Annotated in this window: 18 protein-coding genes; 10 read left to right on the forward strand and 8 right to left on the reverse strand. The window is 69.9% G+C overall.

The window, feature by feature from the left end:
- Nucleotides 1-183: 183 nt before the first annotated feature.
- Both VB738_RS05435 and VB738_RS05440 read right to left on the reverse strand, forming a co-directional pair.
- Nucleotides 184-855: a GDSL-type esterase/lipase family protein gene (locus VB738_RS05435; RefSeq protein ID WP_323304774.1), complete on the reverse strand. Its 672-nt coding sequence runs from the start codon at nucleotides 853-855 to the stop codon at nucleotides 184-186.
- Between the two features lie 11 nt (nucleotides 856-866).
- On the reverse strand, nucleotides 867-2,045 hold the full coding sequence (locus tag VB738_RS05440) for a pyridoxal phosphate-dependent aminotransferase (RefSeq protein ID WP_323304775.1): 1,179 nt from the start codon (nucleotides 2,043-2,045) through the stop codon (nucleotides 867-869).
- 65 nt (nucleotides 2,046-2,110) lie between these two features.
- Here VB738_RS05440 and VB738_RS05445 point away from each other — a divergent pair, with 65 nt between their 5' ends.
- From VB738_RS05445 to VB738_RS05460, 4 genes are all read left to right on the forward strand, one after another.
- Nucleotides 2,111-2,806, forward strand: coding sequence for a uracil-DNA glycosylase (locus tag VB738_RS05445; protein ID WP_323304776.1), 696 nt, complete (start codon nucleotides 2,111-2,113; stop codon nucleotides 2,804-2,806).
- 30 nt (nucleotides 2,807-2,836) lie between these two features.
- Complete coding sequence (gene ispG, locus VB738_RS05450; RefSeq protein WP_323304777.1) at nucleotides 2,837-4,087, forward strand: (E)-4-hydroxy-3-methylbut-2-enyl-diphosphate synthase; 1,251 nt, start codon at nucleotides 2,837-2,839, stop codon at nucleotides 4,085-4,087.
- A 69-nt stretch (nucleotides 4,088-4,156) separates the two neighbouring features.
- Nucleotides 4,157-5,488, forward strand: coding sequence for a S41 family peptidase (locus VB738_RS05455; RefSeq protein ID WP_323304778.1), 1,332 nt, complete (start codon nucleotides 4,157-4,159; stop codon nucleotides 5,486-5,488).
- Nucleotides 5,489-5,513: 25 nt separating this feature from the next.
- Complete coding sequence (locus tag VB738_RS05460; RefSeq protein ID WP_323304779.1) at nucleotides 5,514-5,729, forward strand: DUF6737 family protein; 216 nt, start codon at nucleotides 5,514-5,516, stop codon at nucleotides 5,727-5,729.
- A gap of 23 nt (nucleotides 5,730-5,752) precedes the next feature.
- Here VB738_RS05460 and VB738_RS05465 read toward each other — a convergent pair whose 3' ends face one another.
- The gene (locus VB738_RS05465; protein WP_323304780.1) at nucleotides 5,753-5,920 is read right to left on the reverse strand and encodes a hypothetical protein; all 168 of its coding nucleotides are present in this window, start codon (nucleotides 5,918-5,920) and stop codon (nucleotides 5,753-5,755) included.
- Between the two features lie 170 nt (nucleotides 5,921-6,090).
- Here VB738_RS05465 and VB738_RS05470 point away from each other — a divergent pair, with 170 nt between their 5' ends.
- The gene (locus VB738_RS05470; protein ID WP_323304781.1) at nucleotides 6,091-7,146 is read left to right on the forward strand and encodes a hypothetical protein; all 1,056 of its coding nucleotides are present in this window, start codon (nucleotides 6,091-6,093) and stop codon (nucleotides 7,144-7,146) included.
- Here VB738_RS05470 and VB738_RS05475 read toward each other — a convergent pair.
- Nucleotides 7,100-8,329: a glycosyltransferase family A protein gene (locus VB738_RS05475; protein ID WP_323304782.1), complete on the reverse strand. Its 1,230-nt coding sequence runs from the start codon at nucleotides 8,327-8,329 to the stop codon at nucleotides 7,100-7,102. The genes VB738_RS05470 and VB738_RS05475 overlap by 47 nt on opposite strands.
- Complete coding sequence (gene mfd / locus VB738_RS05480; RefSeq protein ID WP_323304783.1) at nucleotides 8,326-11,913, reverse strand: transcription-repair coupling factor; 3,588 nt, start codon at nucleotides 11,911-11,913, stop codon at nucleotides 8,326-8,328. Before mfd ends, VB738_RS05475 begins: the two co-directional genes overlap by 4 nt.
- Nucleotides 11,914-12,016: 103 nt before the next feature.
- On the opposite strand from mfd, the gene VB738_RS05485 reads away from it, so the two are divergent.
- A complete protein-coding gene (locus VB738_RS05485; protein WP_323304784.1) occupies nucleotides 12,017-12,898 on the forward strand; it encodes a hypothetical protein in 882 nt (293 codons plus the stop codon).
- Nucleotides 12,899-12,920: 22 nt separating this feature from the next.
- Here VB738_RS05485 and gap read toward each other — a convergent pair whose 3' ends face one another.
- On the reverse strand, nucleotides 12,921-13,916 hold the full coding sequence (gene gap / locus VB738_RS05490) for a type I glyceraldehyde-3-phosphate dehydrogenase (RefSeq protein ID WP_323304785.1): 996 nt from the start codon (nucleotides 13,914-13,916) through the stop codon (nucleotides 12,921-12,923).
- Between the two features lie 30 nt (nucleotides 13,917-13,946).
- A complete protein-coding gene (locus VB738_RS05495) occupies nucleotides 13,947-15,059 on the reverse strand; it encodes a hypothetical protein (RefSeq protein WP_323304786.1) in 1,113 nt (370 codons plus the stop codon).
- A 392-nt stretch (nucleotides 15,060-15,451) separates the two neighbouring features.
- Between VB738_RS05495 and VB738_RS05500 the strand changes: the two genes are divergently transcribed.
- The gene (locus tag VB738_RS05500) at nucleotides 15,452-16,318 is read left to right on the forward strand and encodes a hypothetical protein (RefSeq protein WP_323304787.1); all 867 of its coding nucleotides are present in this window, start codon (nucleotides 15,452-15,454) and stop codon (nucleotides 16,316-16,318) included.
- A gap of 6 nt (nucleotides 16,319-16,324) precedes the next feature.
- Here VB738_RS05500 and VB738_RS05505 read toward each other — a convergent pair whose 3' ends face one another.
- Nucleotides 16,325-17,119 carry a hypothetical protein gene (locus tag VB738_RS05505; RefSeq protein WP_323304788.1) on the reverse strand — a complete coding sequence of 265 codons (795 nt, stop codon included), beginning with the start codon at nucleotides 17,117-17,119 and terminating at the stop codon, nucleotides 16,325-16,327.
- A 71-nt stretch (nucleotides 17,120-17,190) separates the two neighbouring features.
- Between VB738_RS05505 and VB738_RS05510 the strand changes: the two genes are divergently transcribed.
- The 3 genes from VB738_RS05510 to VB738_RS05520 all read left to right on the forward strand — a co-directional run bounded on the left by VB738_RS05510 (nucleotide 17,191) and on the right by VB738_RS05520 (nucleotide 19,832).
- Nucleotides 17,191-17,991 carry a TerC family protein gene (locus tag VB738_RS05510; protein ID WP_323304789.1) on the forward strand — a complete coding sequence of 267 codons (801 nt, stop codon included), beginning with the start codon at nucleotides 17,191-17,193 and terminating at the stop codon, nucleotides 17,989-17,991.
- 13 nt (nucleotides 17,992-18,004) lie between these two features.
- Nucleotides 18,005-18,352 carry a DUF6464 family protein gene (locus VB738_RS05515; RefSeq protein WP_323304790.1) on the forward strand — a complete coding sequence of 116 codons (348 nt, stop codon included), beginning with the start codon at nucleotides 18,005-18,007 and terminating at the stop codon, nucleotides 18,350-18,352.
- Nucleotides 18,353-18,569: 217 nt separating this feature from the next.
- Entirely contained in the window at nucleotides 18,570-19,832 is a 1,263-nt protein-coding gene (locus VB738_RS05520) for a DEAD/DEAH box helicase (RefSeq protein ID WP_323304909.1), read from the forward strand.
- Nucleotides 19,833-19,887: the final 55 nt, after the last annotated feature.

Here is a 19,887-nt window from a genome sequence, read left to right on the forward strand (position 1 = left end):
CCGGTGCCGGGGGCGGGGGCGGGGGCGGGGGGCGATCCATGGCGAAGTGGCGAACGGGGTCCGTCCCTTCAGGGTCGCCGTCGTCCACCGGCGACGGTTCACCCCGCGGGGGGAGCGCCTCTCACCCGAACGGGTGATGCCAGCGGCACCGGCACGGGGAAAAATGCCGGCTGGAGCGACGCTTCAGAAGCCGGCCGTCACGCTGCCGAGGGGATCCAGCCCGGCCCAGTCCAGCAGGGCCCTCCAGGAGCGCAGGCGCCGGTAGAGCTGGCCGTGGCCGTCAGTGTTGAGGTGCAGGCCGTCGCTGCACAGCCACTGCAGCCAGTGGGGGTCGGCCAGCAGGCCGTCGAGCAGTGGCAGGAACGGCACGTCGGCCTCCATGCAGGCCTCCTCCAGCAGGCCCTCGTAGCGGCGCACCGTGCCCAGGTCGTACCAGAGCATCTCGGCGAAGGGCATCACGACCTCATCCACCGGGGTGAGGCCCAGCACGAACACCGGGGCGATGGACGCCAGCCGGGGCAAGAGCTGCCGCAGGCCGAACAGGAAGGCGTCGGGGGCCAGCTGGTGGCGGCCGTCGGGCCGTCCCACCCGGGCCGTGTCGTTGAGGCCGATCGACAGCAGGATCCCCTGGGGCCGCTGGCGGCGCAGTTCACCCCGATGGCTCACCTCCGTCTCGGCACGGGCCGCCAGGCGCTCCAGCCCATCCCCCCGCACCCCGAGGCCGTAGACCACCGGGCCATGGGGCAGCTCCATCCAGTGGCGCCGCAGCCGCTCGCACCAGCCGCCCTGCTCGGGATCGCCCCAGCCATAGACGCCGCTGTCGCCGAGCACCACCAGCTTCTTCGGCACCTGCATCGGCAGGGCGATCAGAGGGTGGCGCCGAAGCGACGCAGCCGCTTCAGACCGTCGTCGATCGTGGCCGGCGACGCCGCGCAGGACAGACGGATGCAGCGGTCATCGCCGAAAGCAGCACCGGGCACCACCGCCAGGCCCACCTCCTCCAGCAGCCGGCCGCAGAGCGTCATCGAATCCAGGCCCCAGGCGCTGACGTCGGGGAAGGCGTAAAAGGCCCCTTCAGGGGGCAGCAGCTCGAGGCCGCTGATCGCCATCAGGCCGTCGCTGAGCCGGGATCGCCGACGGCTGAATTCGGCCGCCATCTCCTGGACGCAGTCGCGCGAGCCGCTGACGGCCGCCAGGGCGCCGAACTGGGCGAAACTGCAGACATTGCTGGTGCTCTGGCTCTGCAGGGCGCTGGCGGCGGCCACCACATGGGGGGCGCCCGCCAGCCAGCCGATGCGCCAGCCGGTCATCGCCCAGCCCTTGGCGAAGCCGTTGACGATGAAGATCCGCTCGGCGAGGTCGGGCGCCACCGCCGCCAGGCTGTGGTGCACATGGCCGGGGGAGAGCAGCATCTCGTAGATCTCGTCGCAGACCACCGCCACGGCGGGATGGCGGCGCAGCACGGCGGCGATCCCCTCCAGCTCCGTGCGGCTGAGCACCATGCCGGTGGGATTGGAGGGGCTGTTGAGCACCAGCAGCCGGCTGGCCGGGGTGATCGCCGCCTCCAACTGCTCGGGGCTGAAGCGGAACCCGCCGCTGGCATCGGTGGTGAGGCAGCGCACGCTGGCGCCGGCCAATTGGGCCATTTCCGGGTAGCTGAGCCAGTACGGGGCCGGCAGCAGCACCTCATCGCCGGGGTCGAGCAGGACCTGGAAGAGGTTGTAGAGGGCCTGCTTGCCGCCGTTGGTCACCAGCACCTGGTCGGGCCGGGTGGGAACGCCGTTCTCCTGGCTCAGCTTGGCGGCGATCGCCTGGCGCAGCTCGGGCTCGCCCGCCACGGGTCCGTAGCGGGTGTGGCCGGCCTCCAGGGCCTCGGCGGCCGCCTGACGGATGAAGGCGGGGGTGTCGAAGTCGGGCTCCCCGGCACTGAGGCTGCAGATGTCCTTGCCCTCGCCGCGCAGTTCGCGTGCCTTGGCAGTGATGGCGAGGGTGAGCGATGGCTGCAACGCCTGCGCCCGGGCGGAGAGCGTCAACGGGGCCGGCATGGCAGCGCGCGCCGTCTGGAGGGCGCGATTCGGCAATCCCGCCATCTTGCCCTACGCCCTGCGCCATGCCGAAGAATGGGGCGATGGCCCCCGATTCTCTGCCACCGTCTCCCCGGCAACCGTCCCTTCTGGGTGAGGACCCCGCCGCCGCGGAGCCTGCCACTGCGGTGACACCCGACCTGGCGGCGCTGGAGCGGGAGTGCCGCGAGTGCCGCCGCTGCGGCCTGGCGGAGGGCCGCCAGACGGTGGTGGTGAGCCGCGGCGATCCGGCGGCCCGGCTGATGGTGATCGGCGAGGGGCCCGGCGCCCAGGAGGATGCCAGCGGCCGGCCGTTCGTGGGCCGGGCCGGCCAGTTGCTCGACCAGATGCTCGCCAGCGTGGGGCTGGACAGTGAGCGCGACGCCTACGTCTGCAACGTGGTGAAGTGCCGTCCGCCGGACAACCGCCGGCCCACGCCCCAGGAGATCGCCGCCTGCGCCCCCTGGCTGGCCGCCCAGATCGCCGCCGTCGATCCGCCTGTGGTGCTCCTGGCCGGCGCCACCGCCCTGGAGGGGGTCCTGGGGATCAAGGGGGGGATTTCCCGGCTGCGGGGCCGTTGGCACCCCTGGCAGGGCCGCTGGGTGATGCCCGTGTTCCATCCCTCCTACCTGCTGCGCAATCCCTCGCGGGAGAAGGGTTCACCCAAGTGGCTCACCTGGCAGGACCTGCAGGAGGTGCGGCGGCGCCTGGAGGAGGACCGACCGTCGACACCCTCTTTGTGACAGGCTTTGGCCATCACCGGCCCATACGCGATGACCGGCACCCTGGCCACACCCACCACCACTCCGGGGACCTCCCCCCTCCCGGCCGACTGGGCCAGTGACCCCCGCTTCGACACGGTGATCCGGCGGCGCCGGACGCGCAGCGTGCGGGTCGGCAACGTGTGGGTGGGCAGCGAGCACCCCGTCGTGGTGCAGTCGATGATCAATGAGGACACCCTCGACATCGAAGGGGCCACCGCCGGTATCCGCCGCCTGCACGAGGCGGGCTGCGAAATCGTGCGGCTGACAGTGCCGAGCCTGGCCCATGCCAAGGCGGTGAAGGAGATCCGCCAGCGGCTCGAGGACACCTACCGGCCGGTGCCGCTGGTGGCGGACGTGCACCACAACGGCATGAAGATCGCCCTGGAGGTGGCCCAGCACGTCGACAAGGTGCGGATCAATCCGGGTCTCTACGTGTTCGACAAGCCCGACCCCAACCGCACCGCGTTCGCCCCGGAGGAGGTGGCGGCGATCGGCGAGCGCATCCAGGCCACCCTCGAACCCCTGGTGAGCCTGCTCAAGGACCAGGACAAGGGGCTGCGGATCGGCGTGAACCATGGCTCCCTGGCGGAGCGGATGCTGTTCACCTACGGCGACACCCCGCTGGGGATGGTGGAGAGCGCCATGGAGTTCATCCACATCTGCGACCGCCTCGACTTCCACAACATCGTCGTCTCGATGAAGGCCTCGCGGGCCCCGGTGATGCTGGCGGCCTACCGGATGATGGCCTTCCGCATGGACGCCGAGGGCTTCCACTACCCCCTGCACCTGGGGGTCACCGAGGCGGGCGACGGCGACTACGGCCGCATCAAGAGCACCGCCGGCATCGCCACCCTGCTGGCCGAGGGCCTCGGGGACACGATCCGGGTGTCGCTCACCGAGGCGCCGGAGAAGGAGATCCCGGTCTGCTACGCGATCCTGCAGGCCATGGGCCTCCGCAAGACGATGGTGGAGTACGTGGCCTGCCCCAGCTGCGGCCGCACCCTGTTCAACCTGGAGGAGGTGCTGCACACGGTGCGTAACGCCACCGCCCACCTCACCGGCCTGGACATCGCCGTGATGGGCTGCATCGTCAACGGCCCGGGCGAAATGGCCGACGCCGACTACGGCTACGTGGGCAAGACCCCCGGCACGATTTCCCTTTACCGGGGGCGGGAGGAGATCCGCCGGGTCCCCGAGGCCGAAGGGGTGGAGGCGCTGATCGCCCTGATCAAGGAGGACGGTCGCTGGGTCGACCCCTGAGCGGGGAGCCCACCCCTGCCATCGGCGCTACGTTGGAACCACGTTTCAGACTCCTTGAGGATCCCCACCATGGGCAGAGCTCGCGCCACCGTCGTGGTGCTGGTTGGTCTCGGAGCCTGTGCCGCCACGGCGGTGATGGCCCGGGAGATGGTGCTGACCCCCACCGGAACCGTTTCGATCAGCGACAGTCCCAAGGAGGTGATGGACCAGGCGTGGCAGATCGTCTTCCGCGACTACCTGGACACCACGGGCAAGTACACGCCTGAGCAGTGGCGCAAGCTGCGCCGGAGCGTGCTCTCCAAGAGCTACAGCACCCCCAAGGATGCCTACGAGGGCATCCGCGGCATGCTCAGCACCCTCGATGATCCCTACACCCGCTTCCTGGACCCGCGGGAGTTCAAGGAGATGCAGATCGACACCTCCGGGGAGCTCTCCGGGGTGGGCATCCAGCTGAGCGTCGACAAGGAGACCAAGGAGCTGGTTGTCATCTCGCCGATCGAGGGTTCACCGGCCTCGAGGGCCGGGGTGCAGCCCAAGGACGTGATCGTCTCGATCGACGGCAAGAGCACCAAGGGGATGAGCACCGAGGACGCGGTGAAGCTGATCCGGGGCAAGGCGGGCACCACGGTGAACCTGGTGCTGCGCCGCAAGGGCCAGAACATCGACACCCCCCTGACCCGGGAGCTGATCGAGATCCATGCCGTCACCCACCAGGTGAACAAGGCGCCGGACGGCACCAGGATCGGCTACATCCGCCTCAAGCAGTTCAGCGCCACCGCCACCAAGGACATGCGGGCGGCGGTGCGCGACCTGGAGGCCCAGGGGGTGCAGGGCTATGTGCTCGACCTGCGCAGCAACCCGGGCGGGCTGCTGGTGGCGAGCGTCGAGATCGCCCGCCAGTGGATCAACGAGGGCATCATCGTCTCCACCAAGACCCGCGACGGCATCCAGGACGTCAAGCGGGCCACGGGGCAGGCCCTCACCACCAAGCCCATGGTGGTGCTGGTCAATGAGGGTTCGGCCAGCGCCAGCGAAATCCTCTCCGGCGCCCTGCAGGACAACAACCGCGCCGTGCTGGTGGGCCAGAAGACCTTCGGCAAGGGTCTGGTGCAGTCCGTGCGCGGCCTGTCCGACGGCTCGGGCATGACGGTGACCATCGCCAAGTACCTGACGCCCCGCAACCGGGACATCCACAAGCACGGCATCAACCCGGACGTGCCGGTGAAGATGACCGAGCAGGAGGTGCAGCGCCTCAGGCTGGAGGACATCGGCACCAACCGCGACAGCCAGTACCGGGTGGCCGAATCCACCCTGCGCAAGCAGTTGCAGGCGGGTGCCGCCCTGGACAAGGCCTTCCAGCCCGGCAGTGCCAACCTGCCGGCGGCCCTTGCCAAGCCCTGACCCGGGTAACCGGACGCCGGGCCCTGTGCCCGGCTCGGTCTGGGACCTCAAGCCCTGGTGGTGCCAGCCGTGGAGCATCCTGCTCACCGGCGTATCGATTGTTTCAGGCAGCTGGGTGCTGCTTCACTTGTGGTGGATCACTGCCGGCGTCTTGGCGGTGATTGCCGCTTGGTGGCTGCTGTTCCTGGTGCTGATGCCGGCTGCCTGGAAGGAGTCGCAGGCCGGCGGCAGCGGCAACTGAACAGAAGCGGGGAAGGGCCGGGTTCAGGCCACCGGCTGCATCAAGCCGCCACCGGGGGAGGAGTCGTCGTCGTCGTTGTTGCCAGCCGCGGACTGGAGCAGGGCGAAGAAACCGAGGCCGATCACCCCCAGGAAGGCCGGCAGCAGCAAGGGATTCTGGGTGGCGCCCGCGACCTCGATCAACTCGCCCATGTCGCCAGGTAACGAAAGATAACGCCAGCTTAACGGACATTCTCATCGGGTGGGCGCCCCTTGTCCAGGAAAGGGCCGTGCTAAGGAGCGCCTGCGTGCAGACCGATCCGGCTCGCCGTAATCTCCGCATAGACAGCACCGAACGCTGTTCTCCATGGTCCGTTCGATCGGTGCTGACGTCGAAGATCCCCGTTCTGATCTGCATCGATGTGGAACCGGATGCGTTCTTCGTCTCGCGCCAGAAACCCGAGCCATGGAGGGGCTACGAGCTCACCCATGCCTACATCCGGAGCTGGCGATCGGCGCTGCAGCAGCTCACGGGGAACGCCGTCCATCTCTGCTGGTTCATCCGCATGGATCCCCAGGTGGCCCTGGCCCATGGCCATGCCGCCTGGGCCGTGGAGCACTACCGGGAACTGGTCCAGGAGGCCATCGACGCCGGCGATGAACTGGGCGCCCATGTCCACACCTATCGCTGGAGCGAGGAGTCCGGCGACTGGCTCGATGACCACGGCCACAACGACTGGGTGGCGGAATGTCTGGACACCGCCGTGGAGGCCTATCGAGCCAACGTCGGGACGCCCTGCCGCTCCCTGCGCTTCGGCAATTACTGGAGCGGAACGGAGGCCATCAACCGGGCGGAAGCCCTGGGATTCCGCTTCGATCTCACCATCGAGCCCGGCCTGCCACCGAATGCCCTGGACTCACGCAAACCGCCCCATTCGGGCGATCTGCCGGACTACTACCGGGTTCCCCGGGAACCCTATGCCCCATCCCGCAGCGACTTTCGCCGCAAGGCCAGGCCCGGTGATCGTGACATCACGCTCCTGCCGCTCACCTCGGCCCACCTCCAATACGGTTGGGGGCCGAGGAGCCTGAGGCAGCGATGGCGGCGACTGCGCCACAACGGCTGGCGGCACCGGCTGCAGGACACCCCCCTGTCGCTATGGCGGGACTGGAGCCATCCAAACCAGTTCAGCGTGATGATCGACCGGGCGATCGCCCAGCAACGCCGCCCCTATCTGGCCTTCGCCATTCACTCCAACGCTCCCGTCGAGCCTGAGACGCTGCCGAGAATCGAGCGCTGCCTGCAGGCCCTCATGCGCCACCCCGAGCGCTCCAGGTTCGCCTTCTGCACCCCCGCCGAGGCCATGGCGATCCTGCGGGGAGCCGCTCCCGTCAGCGCTCCAGGGGGCGGTGGCGCCCCAGCCGCCGTAACCGTTTGAGGACAATGGGAACCACCCGTCGGCGCGCCAGCCGCCACCAGGCACACAGCTGCCAGGGTTCAGCCAGCAGATAGCCGGTCAGGACGGACGTCGGGAGGCGGTTGTCCGGGTGGAAGGGCACCAGCCGGCCCAGGTGCCGGATGGTGGCGGGCTGACCCCGATGCAGGGTCCGCACCAGGCGTCGCCGCTGTCGGGCGTCGCTGGAGGTGAGGGTCGGGCGCATGTACCAGCCGAGGTTATCGATGACGAGATCGCTGAGACTGGCCGAACCAGCCCTCACGTCTCCAGAGGTTTCCGATCGGGTCAGCTCCTCTTCAAGCTGCGTCAGGGCGATGCGCATCAGCCCAGCATCGACGCGTTCCAGCGCCTCGATCACCTTCGTCATGGGCCCGAGAATGCGGCACTGCCGCTGCCGCCGCTCCGCTTCGGCCGGATGGCTGAGGCCGCGCTCGCGGGCGAGGGCCTCGCAGCTGGTGCGGATGTTGAGGAAGTACTCGTGGGCCCGCTCCAGGCGCCAGCGGGTGCTGGTCGCCTCCCGATGCTGCACCCGATAGGCCGCGGTGGCATGGCTATTGCGCACCATCGGGGCGATGGAGGCCAGCTGGAACCAGGCCTGCACATCACTGCTCCAGGCGTTCCGGGCCGGCCAGCCCCCGATGGCCTCCAGGGCGGAACGCCGGATCAGCACGAAGGACGGGGTGTCGATCCGGTGGAAAGGGAAGGTGTCCCAGGGGTCGAACCGTTCCGGGCCCAGGGCGGGGGGCGGAAAGCGCAACTGCCGCTCGTCTTCGTAGGTGAGGGTGCGGGACACCGCCGCGCTGGCCGCCGGATCGTCGCGCAGCAGCGTGCTGAGCAGCTCAAGGTGGCGGGGATGCCAGAGGTCGTCCTGGTCCAGAAAGGTGACGCAGGCTGCGGTGCTGCGCGTGAAGCCGAACTGCCGGGTCTGGTGGGTGCCCTTACCGGGATGGCGGTGCAGGGCCACCTGGGGAAAGGAGCGGACGATGGCCAGCGAGTCATCGCTGGAGCCGTCGTCGACCACGATGATCTCCCGGGCCGGCAGGGTCTGGGCCAGCACCGACTCCAGCGTCTGGCGGATCCAGGCCGCCCCGTTGAACAGGGGGATGATGACGGCGATGTCCGCAGCGGATTCGCCGGCGGCCGCCATGGCGAGAGGGCCCGTCACACCACCAGCACCGCCGCGTTCGTCGCCGCCTGCTCCTCGGCCCGCTGCTCCGGGGTGCGCCCATCGGCCTCGGGGATCTGGCCGGCCATGGCGGAGAGCCAGGCCATCAGCTGCTCCACCTGCTGGGCGGGGGACAGGGCCCCCAGGCCCCGGGCCAGCACCTTGGCGGTGCTGCCGGCGCCGCCCTGGTACACCAGCCGGCCGTGCAGGTGCTGGGGCAGGGCCTGGCGCAGGCGGCGGAAGGCGGGCTCCTCCATCGGCGTCTCCAGGGCGATGTTGGGTTTCTCGGGCTTGATGCGGGAGAAGCCGCAGCGGCGTGCCAGCAGCTTCAGTTCCATCAGCTGCAGCAGGCTCTGCACCGGCGCCGGAATCGGGCCGTAGCGGTCGGCCCAGCCGGCGGCCAGTTCCACCAGGGCCGCCTTGCCGCCGCATTCGGCGGCGGCGCGATAGGCCGCCATCTTCTCGTCGGCCTCGGTGATCCAGTCGGCCGGGATGAAGGCCGTCACCGGCAGGTCGATCTGGGTTTCGTCCACCGCCGGGATGTCCTGGCCCTGGATCTCGGCCAGGCAGTCCTGCAGCATCTCCATGTAGAGGTCGAAGCCGATCGCCTCCATCTGGCCGCTCTGCTCCACCCCCAGCAGGTTGCCTACGCCGCGGATCTCCATGTCGCGCATGGCCAGCTGGTAGCCGGAGCCCAGCTGGGCGAACTCCTGGATCGCCCGCAGCCGCTGGCGGGCCGCCTCACTGAGGGAGGCATCGCCCGGATAGAACAGCCAGGCGTGGGCCTGGATGCCGCTGCGGCCCACCCGGCCCCGCAGTTGGTACAGCTGGGCCAGGCCGAACCTGTGGGCGTCCTCCACCAGGATCGTGTTCACCCGGGGGATGTCGAGGCCGCTCTCGATGATCGTGGTGCAGAGCATCACGTCGGCCTCGCCGGCGTTGAAGGCCACCATGGCGCTCTCCAGCTCGCCTTCCGGCATCTGGCCGTGGGCCACCTGCAGCCGCAGCCCCGGCAGCATCGCCCGCAGCTGGCCCGCCACCTCTTCGATCCCCTCCACCCGCGGCACCACGTAGAACACCTGGCCGCCGCGGTCGAGCTCCTGGCGGATGGCGCTGCGCACCGCCTCCTCATCGAGGCTGGCCAGGTGGGTCTTGATCGGGCGTCGCAGGGGCGGCGGCGTGGTGATCAGGCTCATCTCCCGCACCCCCGAGAGGCTCATGTAGAGGGTGCGCGGGATCGGCGTGGCGGACAGCGTCAACACGTCCACATCCTTTCGGAGCGCCTTGATCTTCTCCTTCTGATTCACACCGAAGCGCTGCTCCTCATCCACCACCAGCAGTCCCAGCTGGCGGAAGGCCGTGCCCTTGCCCAGCAGCTGGTGGGTGCCCACCACCACGTCGGTGTTGCCCTTGGCCAGATCGTCCAGGATCGTCTTGCGCTCGGCGGCGGTGCGGAAGCGGTTGAGCAGGGCCACCTTGAGCGGGTAGGGGGCGAAGCGCTCGCTCAGGGTGCGCCAGTGCTGCTGGGCCAGCACAGTGGTGGGAGCCAGCAGGGCGCACTGCTTGCCGGCGGTGACCGCCTTGAAGATGGCCCGGATCGCCACTTCCGTCTTGCCGAAGCCCACATCGCCGCACACCAGCCGGTCCATCGGCTGGTCCCGTTCCATGTCGCGCTTGACGTCCACGATCGCCTTGAGCTGGTCGGGAGTGGGGTCGTAGGGGAAGGAATCCTCCAGTTCGCCCTGCCAGGGGCCATCGGGGGGGAAAGCGAAGCCCGGTGCCTGGTGGCGCTCGGCGTAAAGCTTCACCAGATCCATCGCCACCTTGGCCACCGCCTTGCGGGCCCGCTCCTTGGCCTTGGTCCAGGCCGTGCCGCCCATGCGGTTGAGCTCCGGCGGGCTGTCGCTGCTGGCCCGGTAGCGGCCCAGGCTGCCCAGCTGGTCGGCGGCCACCCGCAGCAGCCCATCGGCGTACTGCACCACCAGGTAGTCGCGGGCCTCGCCGCCGATGGCCAGCTTCTCCAGCTTCAGGAACCGACCGATCCCGTGGTTGCGATGCACCACGAAATCGCCGGGGAGCATCTTGTTGGGATCCACCGTGCGGCTTGCCGCCTTGCGGCGCCGGCGCACGTAGCCGCCGCTCGCCAGGCTGTGCTGGCCGAAGATCTCCCGGTCGGTGAACAGCACCAGCTTCCAGGCCGGCAGCTGGAACCCCTCCAGTTCGGCCGTGCCGCGCAGCTTGAGCGCCACCGGCGTTCCCTGCTCCACCAGCCGCTCGATGGCCGGGAAATCGCGGGCGTTGGGCACGAAGCGGGTGACGCAGTCGTGTTCCTCCAGCAGGGCCACGGCCCGTGACGGCTGGGCGGAGACGATCCAGGGCCGGGCCTTCTCGCGCAGGTGCCCCTTGATCTGCTCCGCCAGGCGCCCGAACTGGTTCGGGTGGGCCGGCACCGGCCGGCTGGAAAGGTCGAGGTCGTTCGGATGGCGGTCGCTCTCGTGCAGCTCCGCCAGGTCGAAGCCGGTGAAGGCCTCCGCCTCCGCCAGGGCCACCGCGATCGGCCGGTGCAGCAGGCCGGGCAGGGGCAGGGGCGGCTCGCCGTCAGCGGCGGCGACCACCTCGCCGTGGTGCTCGGCGGCATGGTCGAACCACTGCTGGCCGTGGGCCAGGCACTGGCGCCGCTCATCAATCGCCACCAGCGTGCCGGACGGGAGGTAGTCGAGCAGGGTCGCCGGCGCCTCCCAGGCCAGGCCCATCAGCCGCCGCATCTCCTCCGGCGTGCCCCCCTCCAGCAGCTGGTCGAGGGCGGCGGGCTCCAGCAGCCGCTCCAGGCCCTCCGGCATCCGCTCCCGCAGGGCCTCGGCGACCAGGGGTGCGTAGCTGGTGGGGGTGAGGCGCACCCGCTCGATCACATCGAGGGAGCGCTGGGTGGCGGGGTCGAACTCCCGCAGCTTTTCGAGGTCTTCACCGAAGAGCTCCAACCGCACCGGCAGCTCAGCGCTGACCGGGAACACATCGACGATGTCGCCCCGACGGCTCCAGGTGCCTTCCTGCTCGATCGTCGGCACCTTCTCGTAGCCCAGCCCGGCCAGGGTGTGGGCCAGCTGCTCCAGATCCACCCGATCACCCCGGCGCAGGGTGAGGCAGCGGGCCGCCAGCTGGGGCGGCGGCGGCAGGTGGGGCTGCAGGGCCCGCTCGGTGGCCACCACGGCGAAGCGGCCGCCGCTGGTCCCAGGGGGCCCGTCACCATCGCCGATCAGCTCGGCCAGCACCTGCAGCTGGCCCCAGGTGATTTCGCTGGTGGGGTCGAAGGGTTCGTAGGGGGAACCCTCGCTGGTGGGGTACAGCTGGCAGAGGGGCCAGCCCATCAGCTCCAGCAGGGAGGCCCAGCGGCCTGCCTCCTCCAGGGTCGGCACCACCACCAGAAGGGGGGCCTCGCTGGAGCCCGCCAGGGCGCTGGCCACGAGGGCCCGGGCCGCCCGACCCGCTCCGCTCAGCCGCAGCCGCTCGGCCCGCCCGCAGCGCGCCCTCACCTCGGCCGTGAGGGGGGCGGCCTGCAGCTGGCGCACGAGGGCGTGGAGGGGCATCGCGAGGATGGAATCAAACCGATGGCGATCCTCGCAACCACCGCACACCGCCGCGACACCTCTGGCCCCTTTGCCGTCATGCTGGTGGCCGGTCTGCCGAGCGATGGCCCGCTTCCGTTGTCCCACCTGCCGCGGTCGTCCCCTGCGGCTGCAGCAACCCTTCACGGGCCTCCCCCGCTGCGGACGCTGCGGGGACCTGCTGGAGCCGAAGCCCCGCCATGGCCGCGCCTGGGGCCTGGCCGGCGGGGTGGCCGTGCTGGTGCTGGGGGGAGCCGCCCTCTCCGGCCTGCTCGAGCCGATGGGCAGCCTGCCCGAACAGGCCCCCGAGATCACCACCCGGCTGCTGGAGCGCTTCGATCCGGCCCCCGATCCGCGCCAGCGGCCGATGGCGCTGATCGAGGGGGGCCTGCTTGAGAACCTCAAGGAGGCCGACCGGCAATGGATTCCCACCGCCGAGCCCCTGGCCGGCGGTGGCATCCGCTTCCTCTACCGCCGCCGGGCCGGTGAACCCGAGCTCTCGGTGGATGAGCTGCAGGACCTGATCGACTCCCCACCGGACCACGGCGAGAAGCGCAGCGCCATCGTCGAACTGCTCAGCGTCCTCGAGGCGGCCGGCGTGCAGGTGCAGCTGACGGAGCCGAGAAAGACGGGGGCCGCCGGGGAATGGGACCACGCCGCCCGCACCCTGAGGATCAAGCCCGCCGTGGTGGACAAGGGCACCGTGGATTTCGCCCAGGTGCTCAACCACGAGGCGATCCATGTGGCCCAGAGCTGCGCAGCAGGTGGTCTGCGCTCCGTGCCCCGGACCCTGGGCTTGAGCCAGGAGGTGCCGCCGGAGTTGAAGCTCCATCTCGACGATCCCCTCTACGCCGGGGCCTCCGACTGGGAGAAGGCCCTGGAGCGCGAGGCCTATGCCAACCAGCGCCTGCTGGAGCTGGGCACCACCCTGGTCCGCAGCCATTGCCGCGTGCGCGCCACGGGCTAAGCCGCAGCCGGAGCCGGGGCCCTCAGCCGGAGATGTGGGCGATCAGATCGAGGCACTTGCTGGAGTAGCCCCACTCGTTGTCGTACCAGGCCACCACCTTCACGAAGGTGTCGGTGAGGGCGATGCCGGCGGAGGCATCGAAGATCGAGGTGCAGGTTTCGCCGAGGAAATCGGTCGAAACCACCGCGTCCTCCGTGTAGCCGAGGATCCCTGCCATCGGACCGGTGGCGGCCTCCCGCATGGCGGCCTTGATGGCGTCGTAGCTGGCGCCCCTCTCGAGGTTCACCGTCAGGTCCACCACCGAGACGTTGGGGGTGGGAACCCGGAAGGCCATGCCGGTGAGCTTGCCGCTCAAGGCCGGGATCACCTTGCCCACCGCCTTCGCCGCGCCGGTGGAGGACGGGATGATGTTCTGGCCGGCGCCACGGCCGCCGCGCCAGTCCTTGACCGAGGGCCCGTCGACCGTCTTCTGGGTGGCGGTGGTGGCGTGCACGGTGGTCATCAAGCCATCACGGATGCCGAAGCTGTCGTGCAGCACCTTGGCCATCGGTGCCAGGCAGTTGGTGGTGCAGGAGGCGTTGGAGACGATGTCCTGGCCCGCATAGGTGGTGTGGTTCACCCCCATCACGAACATGGGCGTGTCGTCCTTGGAGGGGGCCGACATCACCACCTTGGAGGCCCCTGCCGTGATGTGGGCGCGGGCCCGGTCGTCGGTCAGGAACAGGCCCGTGGACTCGAGCACCACGTCGGCGCCGACATCGCCCCAGCGCAGGGCGGCGGGATCGCGCTCCGCGCTGATGCGGATGCGGCGGCCGTTCACCACCAGGGCGCCATCGTCGACGGACACCTCACCGACGAAGCGGCCATGGGTGGAGTCGTAGCGGAGCATGTAGGCGATGTAATCGACATCGATCAGGTCGTTGATGCCCACCACCTCGATGTCATCGCGGCCGCAGGCGATGCGGAAGACGAGGCGGCCGATGCGTCCGAACCCGTTGATGCCGATCCTGATGGTCACCCGTGGATCTCCCAAGGCGCTACAGGGGATTCAGGGTCGCACGCAGCCGGAGGCCATCGATGGAGCCGTCCGCACCATTGTCGCCAGATGAAACGGGCTCGCCTGCTGCAACCGGCGCCGCAACCGACGGCTCCAGCCGAACGCCACGACACCGCCCAGCAGCGGCAGGGGGCCCGGCACGGGAACACTGCGCAGTGCGGTGGGGTTGAAGGGCCTGCCGTTGATCACGGCATTGACACGATTGGAGCCGGCCGTGGACCCGAACCTCAGGGCTGATCGATTGTTGATGACGATCAGGGAGCCGGTGATGCTGGAAGGGTTTCCATTGCCGGAGCGATTCAGCCTCGCCGTGCCCCCGCCGGTGAGCAGGAAGGTACCGAAGACATCGGATCCCGTCAGGCTGAGATTCGATCCGGGGCGGGCGAAGCTGAAGATGATCTTGGAGGGATCCACATCCCCCTGCAGCGTCCAGTCCTGGTTGGTGGTGAGACTGGTGGGCATGTTGAAGACGAAGTACTCACCCCCCGAGCCGACGACATTGAGATCGACGTTTCGGCCGACGGCCTGGACGTTGTAGTAGTTGATCCCCCCGGTTTCGGAGAGGGATCCGGTGAGGGTGAGGCTGCCGGACAGGTTGACCGCATCGTTGTAGCGGCAGGAGCTCAGCGCCACGGTGCAATTCGAGGCGTTGATGCCACCGATGTAGCTGGCCACGGCCAGGGCATCCACCTCGGCCTGGGTGGTCCAGGCATTGCTGACCACCGTGGTGCCGGGGCCGTTGGTGACGGTGGCTGACTGGGATCGGAAGATCTGGGTGGCGGCGATCGATCCGGCATTGAGCCGGGCATTGCCGCCCACCAACGCATGGCCGTTACCGGGCTGGGCAGGGAGCGGCGGGGTGACGCTGCAACTCGCCGGGACGGAAACGATGGAGCCGCCGTTGAGCTGGTTGGGCGACCTGGTGCTGGTGCCGAGGCTGGAGGAGACGCTTCTGTTGGTGATGTTCACCAGGCCGAAGCCGGCGGCACACCCCAGGTTGAAACCGTCCGCCTGGGCGTCATTGGCCCGGGCCGGTCGGTCGTGGCCGAGGGCCAGCGCCAGGCTGATCCCGAGCCCCCAGGCCAGAGCGTGGCGGCCGGCCATGGCTGGGCACCGCCGCGGAGCGTCCACGCTGGCGGGAAGGGTTGCGGAGCGTACTGAGATCATGCCGATCGCTGAATCGAGTCAGCTGGAGTGAGCTGCATGGGGGAAGTCTTGATGCGCAACATCATTCGACCCTGAGACCTTAAGCCGAGAAGAAGGTTTTCTCCCTTCATTTTAAGGCTGTACTCTGCAGACATCAAGGAGTAAAATGTGCGCTGAGATCATAACACCGTTCTCCAGCAGATGTCAGCCTCCCAACAGGGCCGACTCCCGGAGGTCGGCGTATTCAGGGACCAGAGACTTCCCGGAGATCCACAGCCGGATTTCACCACAGAGGCCTCATCCATTGCCACAATGTCGGCCAATGGATGTCAGTGGTCTCTCCCCTCCCGATGACACGCAATGATCCCGAACAGCACCGGCCCCACCAGAGCGTCACCGATGTCTTGTCCCTGATCGCCCTGGCCCTTTTCGTCACCTATGGGGTGTCACTTCTGAACGCGATTCTGCCCCTGGCGGTCGGTCAACCGGCCTGGCTGTCCAACCTGATCAGCTCCCTGCTCGATGGGGCCCCTCTGGCCTTGGTGGGACTGGGGCTGGTCCATCTGCTCGCCGACCTCGAACCTGACCGGCTCCGACTCCAGGCCCGTCGCCGGGCGGTGGCCCGCTGGGCGACCGTTGCGGTGATCGGATTCCTGCTGCTGATTCCCCTGCAGGCCATCTCCGTCGTCCAGGGCTACGGGCTGGTGACCCGCAGCCAGAGCAGCGCCATGGCGGTGGCGACCGAACGCGCCGAGGAGTTCAGGCGCGCCATCGGAGCCGCCACGTCGGTGGAGGATCTGCAGCAGAGGATCGCGGACCTGCAGGGCCCCGGGCTGCAGCTGAGCGAGGGGCCCCAGTCCCTGCCTGAACTGAAGAGAACCCTGAACCAACGGTTGCAGGAGTCCCTCAGAAGCTCCAGGAGCGTCATCCATTCCCCCTGGAGGCCGGAGCTCTGGGCGATCGTCCAGAGGACGTTCCGGGTGCTGCTCCTGGCCCTGGTGTACGCCCTGGCCTTCGCGGCCGGCAGCCAGCGGCGGGACCGCGAGGAGTCCCTGCTCAGGGAGCTCCTGGCCCGCTGGCATCGCCTGCGGGCCAGGGGTCTGCGGCGGCGCCTGGAGGCCCGATCCTCCGCCCCGCGGGCACTTCCCGCCGACATGGCCTATTTTCATGCGCTGAGTGTGGTGAGCGAGCCCCAGGGCAGCGGGCCGCTCCCCTGAGAGGGATCAGCCCTCCAGGCCCGGAGCCGCAGCCCCGCCGTCGCCGGCCCGCAGGGTCTCCTCCTCCAGCAGCATGTTGAAGCGCAGCAGGTCGGCGTCCTTCAGCTGCTGGCGGCTGCTGACGCCCAGGTGCTTCTCGAGGAAGCTCCTGCCCATGCCCCCGTCCCAGCCGAGCTGCTGCAGGAGCAGGTTGCACTGCTCGAGCAGGTCGGACCGTCGCAGCGGCACCACCGCCGTGGCGGGATCGCAGCCTGGCTCGAGGGTTTCGATCGCCTGCAGATAGGCGATCAGATCGGCGTAGACGGTGATGCGGTCGCGGCTGGGGTGACCAAAGCAGCGCTGCAGATAGGCGGCCTCCCGGTCCCGGTCCCAGCCGAGGCGGCGCAGCTGCAGATCGAGATGGGTGAGTTCGGCACTCCAGTCCTGGGGGTCCTCGTCGGGACTCGGGGGCGCAGGGGACGCGGCCTCGGGCGCGGGCGCGGGCGGCGCGGCCGTGGCGGCGGGCCGTGCCGGGGGCGATGGCGGGGCTGGGAGCGGCACGGGCAGCGTCGGCTCAGGGGCGGCCACCGATCGCTTCGGCGGGGGAGCCGGCGGTTCCTGCACTGGGGGAGTGGTCAGGGCGGCGGCCGTCCCGAGGCTCTGGAGATGGGCCAGGAGGCGCCTCCTGGCGCGGTCTTCGGCTTCTTCGGCATCCCCCGCCTCCCCCAGGGCGCTGCCCAGGAACCGGTCCCCGTCACGGGCCGAGACCAGCACGACGCGGCGGCCGCCGTCGCAGTGGAGCAGTCGGACCTGAACGTGCATGGGGGCGGGAAGGGTCGAGGGTCTTTCTAGAGTGCTTCTTTGCAGCCTCCACGGCCGAGCGAACGCCAGGAATGGAAGTGGAATCGGTCGAGAGCCTCACGCCCCTGCTGCAGCCCCTGCTGCAGGAGGCGGACCAGTGGGGAGAGGTGCTGCTGCTGCTGGTCCTGCTGGTGGGGCTGGAGGCGGTGCTCTCCGCCGACAACGCCATCGCGCTGGCCGCCATCTCCCGGCGGCTGCACGATCCGGCCCGGCAGCGCATGGCCCTGAACCTCGGCCTGGTGCTGGCCCTGGTCTTCCGGCTGGCCCTGATCGCCCTGGCCAGCCAGGTGCTCGCCTTCTGGCCCCTGCAGCTGCTGGCTTCGGCCTACCTGCTCTGGCTCTGCGGCCGCCACCTGCTGGGCAAGGACGACGGCGTCGACGACCCCGATGGCCAGGACCCGGCAGCGGCCGGCCACGGCCCCCACGGATTCCCCCACGACCCGGGCCATCCGCACCACGGCGCCACCCTGGGCTCGATCGTGGCCACCCTGGCCCTCACCGACCTGGCCTTCTCCCTCGACAGCGTCTCTGCGGCGGTGGCGGTGACCGACCGGGTGCCGCTGGTGATGGCCGGCGGGGTGATCGGCATCATCGCCCTGCGGCTCACGGCCGAGCTGTTCCTGCGCTGGTTGGAGATCTTCCCCCATCTGGAAACCGCCGGCTACCTGGCCGTGGGGCTGGTGGGCCTGAAGTTGCTGCTGCGCCTGGTGCTGCCGGCGGTGGAGGTGCCCGAATGGGCCCTGCTGCTTGTGGTGGCGGCCCTGTTCGCCTGGGGCTTCTCCCTGCGCACCGCACCGTCGCGCCTGCCCGAGCAGGGCAGCGGCGACGCCTGACCGCCGCGGAACGATGCGGATCGAGCTGCGCCAGATCGACTCGGACCGGCTGATCACCACGATCGAGATCGACGACCTCGGCGACGTCCCCCTTCCCGGCCGCTGGCTGACGGTCGGCGAAGCCAGCTTCCTGGTGCTCCAACGCCGCCACCGCTACCGGCTGCGGCAGGGCCGCTACGAGCTCGCCACGGTGGCGCTGCAGGTCAAGCCCCAGCGACGGCCGGCGGATGCCCTCTGGTGGGACGGGCGCTGGGTGATCGGTGACCCCCACTGCCGCTTCAACGCCCGCAGTCCCCTGCTGCGCTGCGCCGTGCTGCCGGAGGGACCCTGCGAGCGCTGCAGCCACCGCACGCCCCGCTGAGGCGATGGCGCCGCCGGCCGGTCCTAGGCTGGTGGCCTCTCCGTGTTCGCGCCCGATCACCGCCCCTACCTCCAGGTCCCAGGCCCAGGCCAGCCGGAGCCGACGCAGCGGCAACGGCTCCTCCCCCATCCCCGCCCCGGTGGCCACCCCTTCTCCCGCCCCGGTGGCCGCCGATCCCCTCACCCCCAGCCACACCGCCACGGGTCTGAACCCACCGGTGGCCGGACTGGCGACGGATTTCGCCGTGCTGGGTCTCTCGGAGCCCATCCTCAAGGCCGTGGCCGCCAAGGGCTACAGCAGCCCCTCGCCGATCCAGCTGCAGTGCATCCCGGCGGTGCTCGCCGGCCACGACGTCATGGCGGCCGCCCAGACGGGCACCGGCAAGACGGCGGGCTTCACCCTGCCGATGCTGGAACGGTTGCGCCATGGTCCCCACGCCCGGGCCGGTGTGGTGCGGGCCCTGGTGCTGACGCCCACCCGCGAGCTGGCGGCCCAGGTGGCGGACAGCGTCACCGCCTACGGCCGCTACCTGGATCTGCGCTCCGATGTCGTCTTCGGCGGGGTGAGCGCCAACCCCCAGATGCAGCGCCTGCGCCGCGGTGCCGACGTGCTGGTGGCCACCCCGGGCCGGCTGATGGACCTGCACCAGCAGAACGCCCTGCGGCTCGACCGGGTCGAGATCCTGGTGCTCGATGAGGCCGACCGGATGCTCGACATGGGCTTCATCCGCGACATCCGCCGGATCCTCTCCCTGCTGCCGGCGAAGCGCCAGAACCTGCTGTTCTCGGCCACCTTCTCCACCGAGATCCGGCGGCTGGCCACCGGCCTGCTGCATAACCCCGTGCAGCTCCAGGCGAGCCCGGAGAACCAGGCCGCGCCGCTGGTGGAGCAGGTGATCCATCCCTGCGACATGGACCGAAAGGGGGACCTGCTCAGCCATCTGATCCGCAGCAACGACTGGCGTCAGGTGCTGGTGTTCTCCCGAACGAAGCACGGGGCCAACCGGCTGGCGGAACGGCTCGAGAAGGAGGGGCTGGGGGCGGCGGCGATCCACGGCAACAAGAGCCAGGGGGCCCGCACCCGGGCGCTGGCGGAGTTCAAGAGCGGTCAGGTACGGGTGCTGGTGGCCACCGACATCGCCGCCCGCGGCATCGACATCCACCAGCTGCCCCACGTGGTCAACCTCGACCTGCCCAACGTGGCCGAGGACTACGTGCACCGCATCGGCCGCACCGGCCGGGCGGGCCAGAACGGCCATGCCATCTCCCTGGTGGCGGCCGAGGAGCATGAGCTGCTGCGGGCCATCGAACGCCTGGTCGGCTCCCCCCTGCCCCGCCAGGAGGTGTCGGGCTTCGAGCCCACCGTGCTCTCCGCGCCGCCCCTGGATCTCAGCGGCGGCCGGGGCCGCCGCAGCCAGGGCCCCCGCCACGGGCAGGGGCAGGGCCACGACCGGGGCCGTCGCCGCAGCGGTTCCCGCTGAACGGCAGTGGTTGTGACAGCCTCCGCCGCCTCCCTAGGGTGAACTGAGGATCTGC

This window comes from Cyanobium gracile UHCC 0139 (assembly GCF_034931325.1).
Taxonomy (GTDB): domain Bacteria; phylum Cyanobacteriota; class Cyanobacteriia; order PCC-6307; family Cyanobiaceae; genus Cyanobium; species Cyanobium gracile_B.

Excerpts from the sequence above, each read along its gene's own strand:
- ispG (WP_323304777.1), top strand. The coding sequence starts at position 2,837 with ATGACCGGCACCCTGGCCACACCCACCACCACTCCGGGGACCTCCCCC.
- VB738_RS05485 (WP_323304784.1), top strand. The coding sequence starts at position 12,017 with ATGGCCCGCTTCCGTTGTCCCACCTGCCGCGGTCGTCCCCTGCGGCTG.
- VB738_RS05455 (WP_323304778.1), top strand. The coding sequence starts at position 4,157 with ATGGGCAGAGCTCGCGCCACCGTCGTGGTGCTGGTTGGTCTCGGAGCC.
- VB738_RS05495 (WP_323304786.1), bottom strand. The coding sequence starts at position 15,059 with ATGGCCGGCCGCCACGCTCTGGCCTGGGGGCTCGGGATCAGCCTGGCG.
- VB738_RS05510 (WP_323304789.1), top strand. The coding sequence starts at position 17,191 with ATGGAAGTGGAATCGGTCGAGAGCCTCACGCCCCTGCTGCAGCCCCTG.
- VB738_RS05435 (WP_323304774.1), bottom strand. The coding sequence starts at position 855 with ATGCAGGTGCCGAAGAAGCTGGTGGTGCTCGGCGACAGCGGCGTCTAT.
- mfd (WP_323304783.1), bottom strand. The coding sequence starts at position 11,913 with ATGCCCCTCCACGCCCTCGTGCGCCAGCTGCAGGCCGCCCCCCTCACG.
- VB738_RS05440 (WP_323304775.1), bottom strand. The coding sequence starts at position 2,045 with ATGCCGGCCCCGTTGACGCTCTCCGCCCGGGCGCAGGCGTTGCAGCCA.
- VB738_RS05465 (WP_323304780.1), bottom strand. The coding sequence starts at position 5,920 with ATGGGCGAGTTGATCGAGGTCGCGGGCGCCACCCAGAATCCCTTGCTG.
- VB738_RS05515 (WP_323304790.1), top strand. The coding sequence starts at position 18,005 with ATGCGGATCGAGCTGCGCCAGATCGACTCGGACCGGCTGATCACCACG.
- VB738_RS05500 (WP_323304787.1), top strand. The coding sequence starts at position 15,452 with ATGACACGCAATGATCCCGAACAGCACCGGCCCCACCAGAGCGTCACC.
- VB738_RS05505 (WP_323304788.1), bottom strand. The coding sequence starts at position 17,119 with ATGCACGTTCAGGTCCGACTGCTCCACTGCGACGGCGGCCGCCGCGTC.
- VB738_RS05445 (WP_323304776.1), top strand. The coding sequence starts at position 2,111 with ATGCCGAAGAATGGGGCGATGGCCCCCGATTCTCTGCCACCGTCTCCC.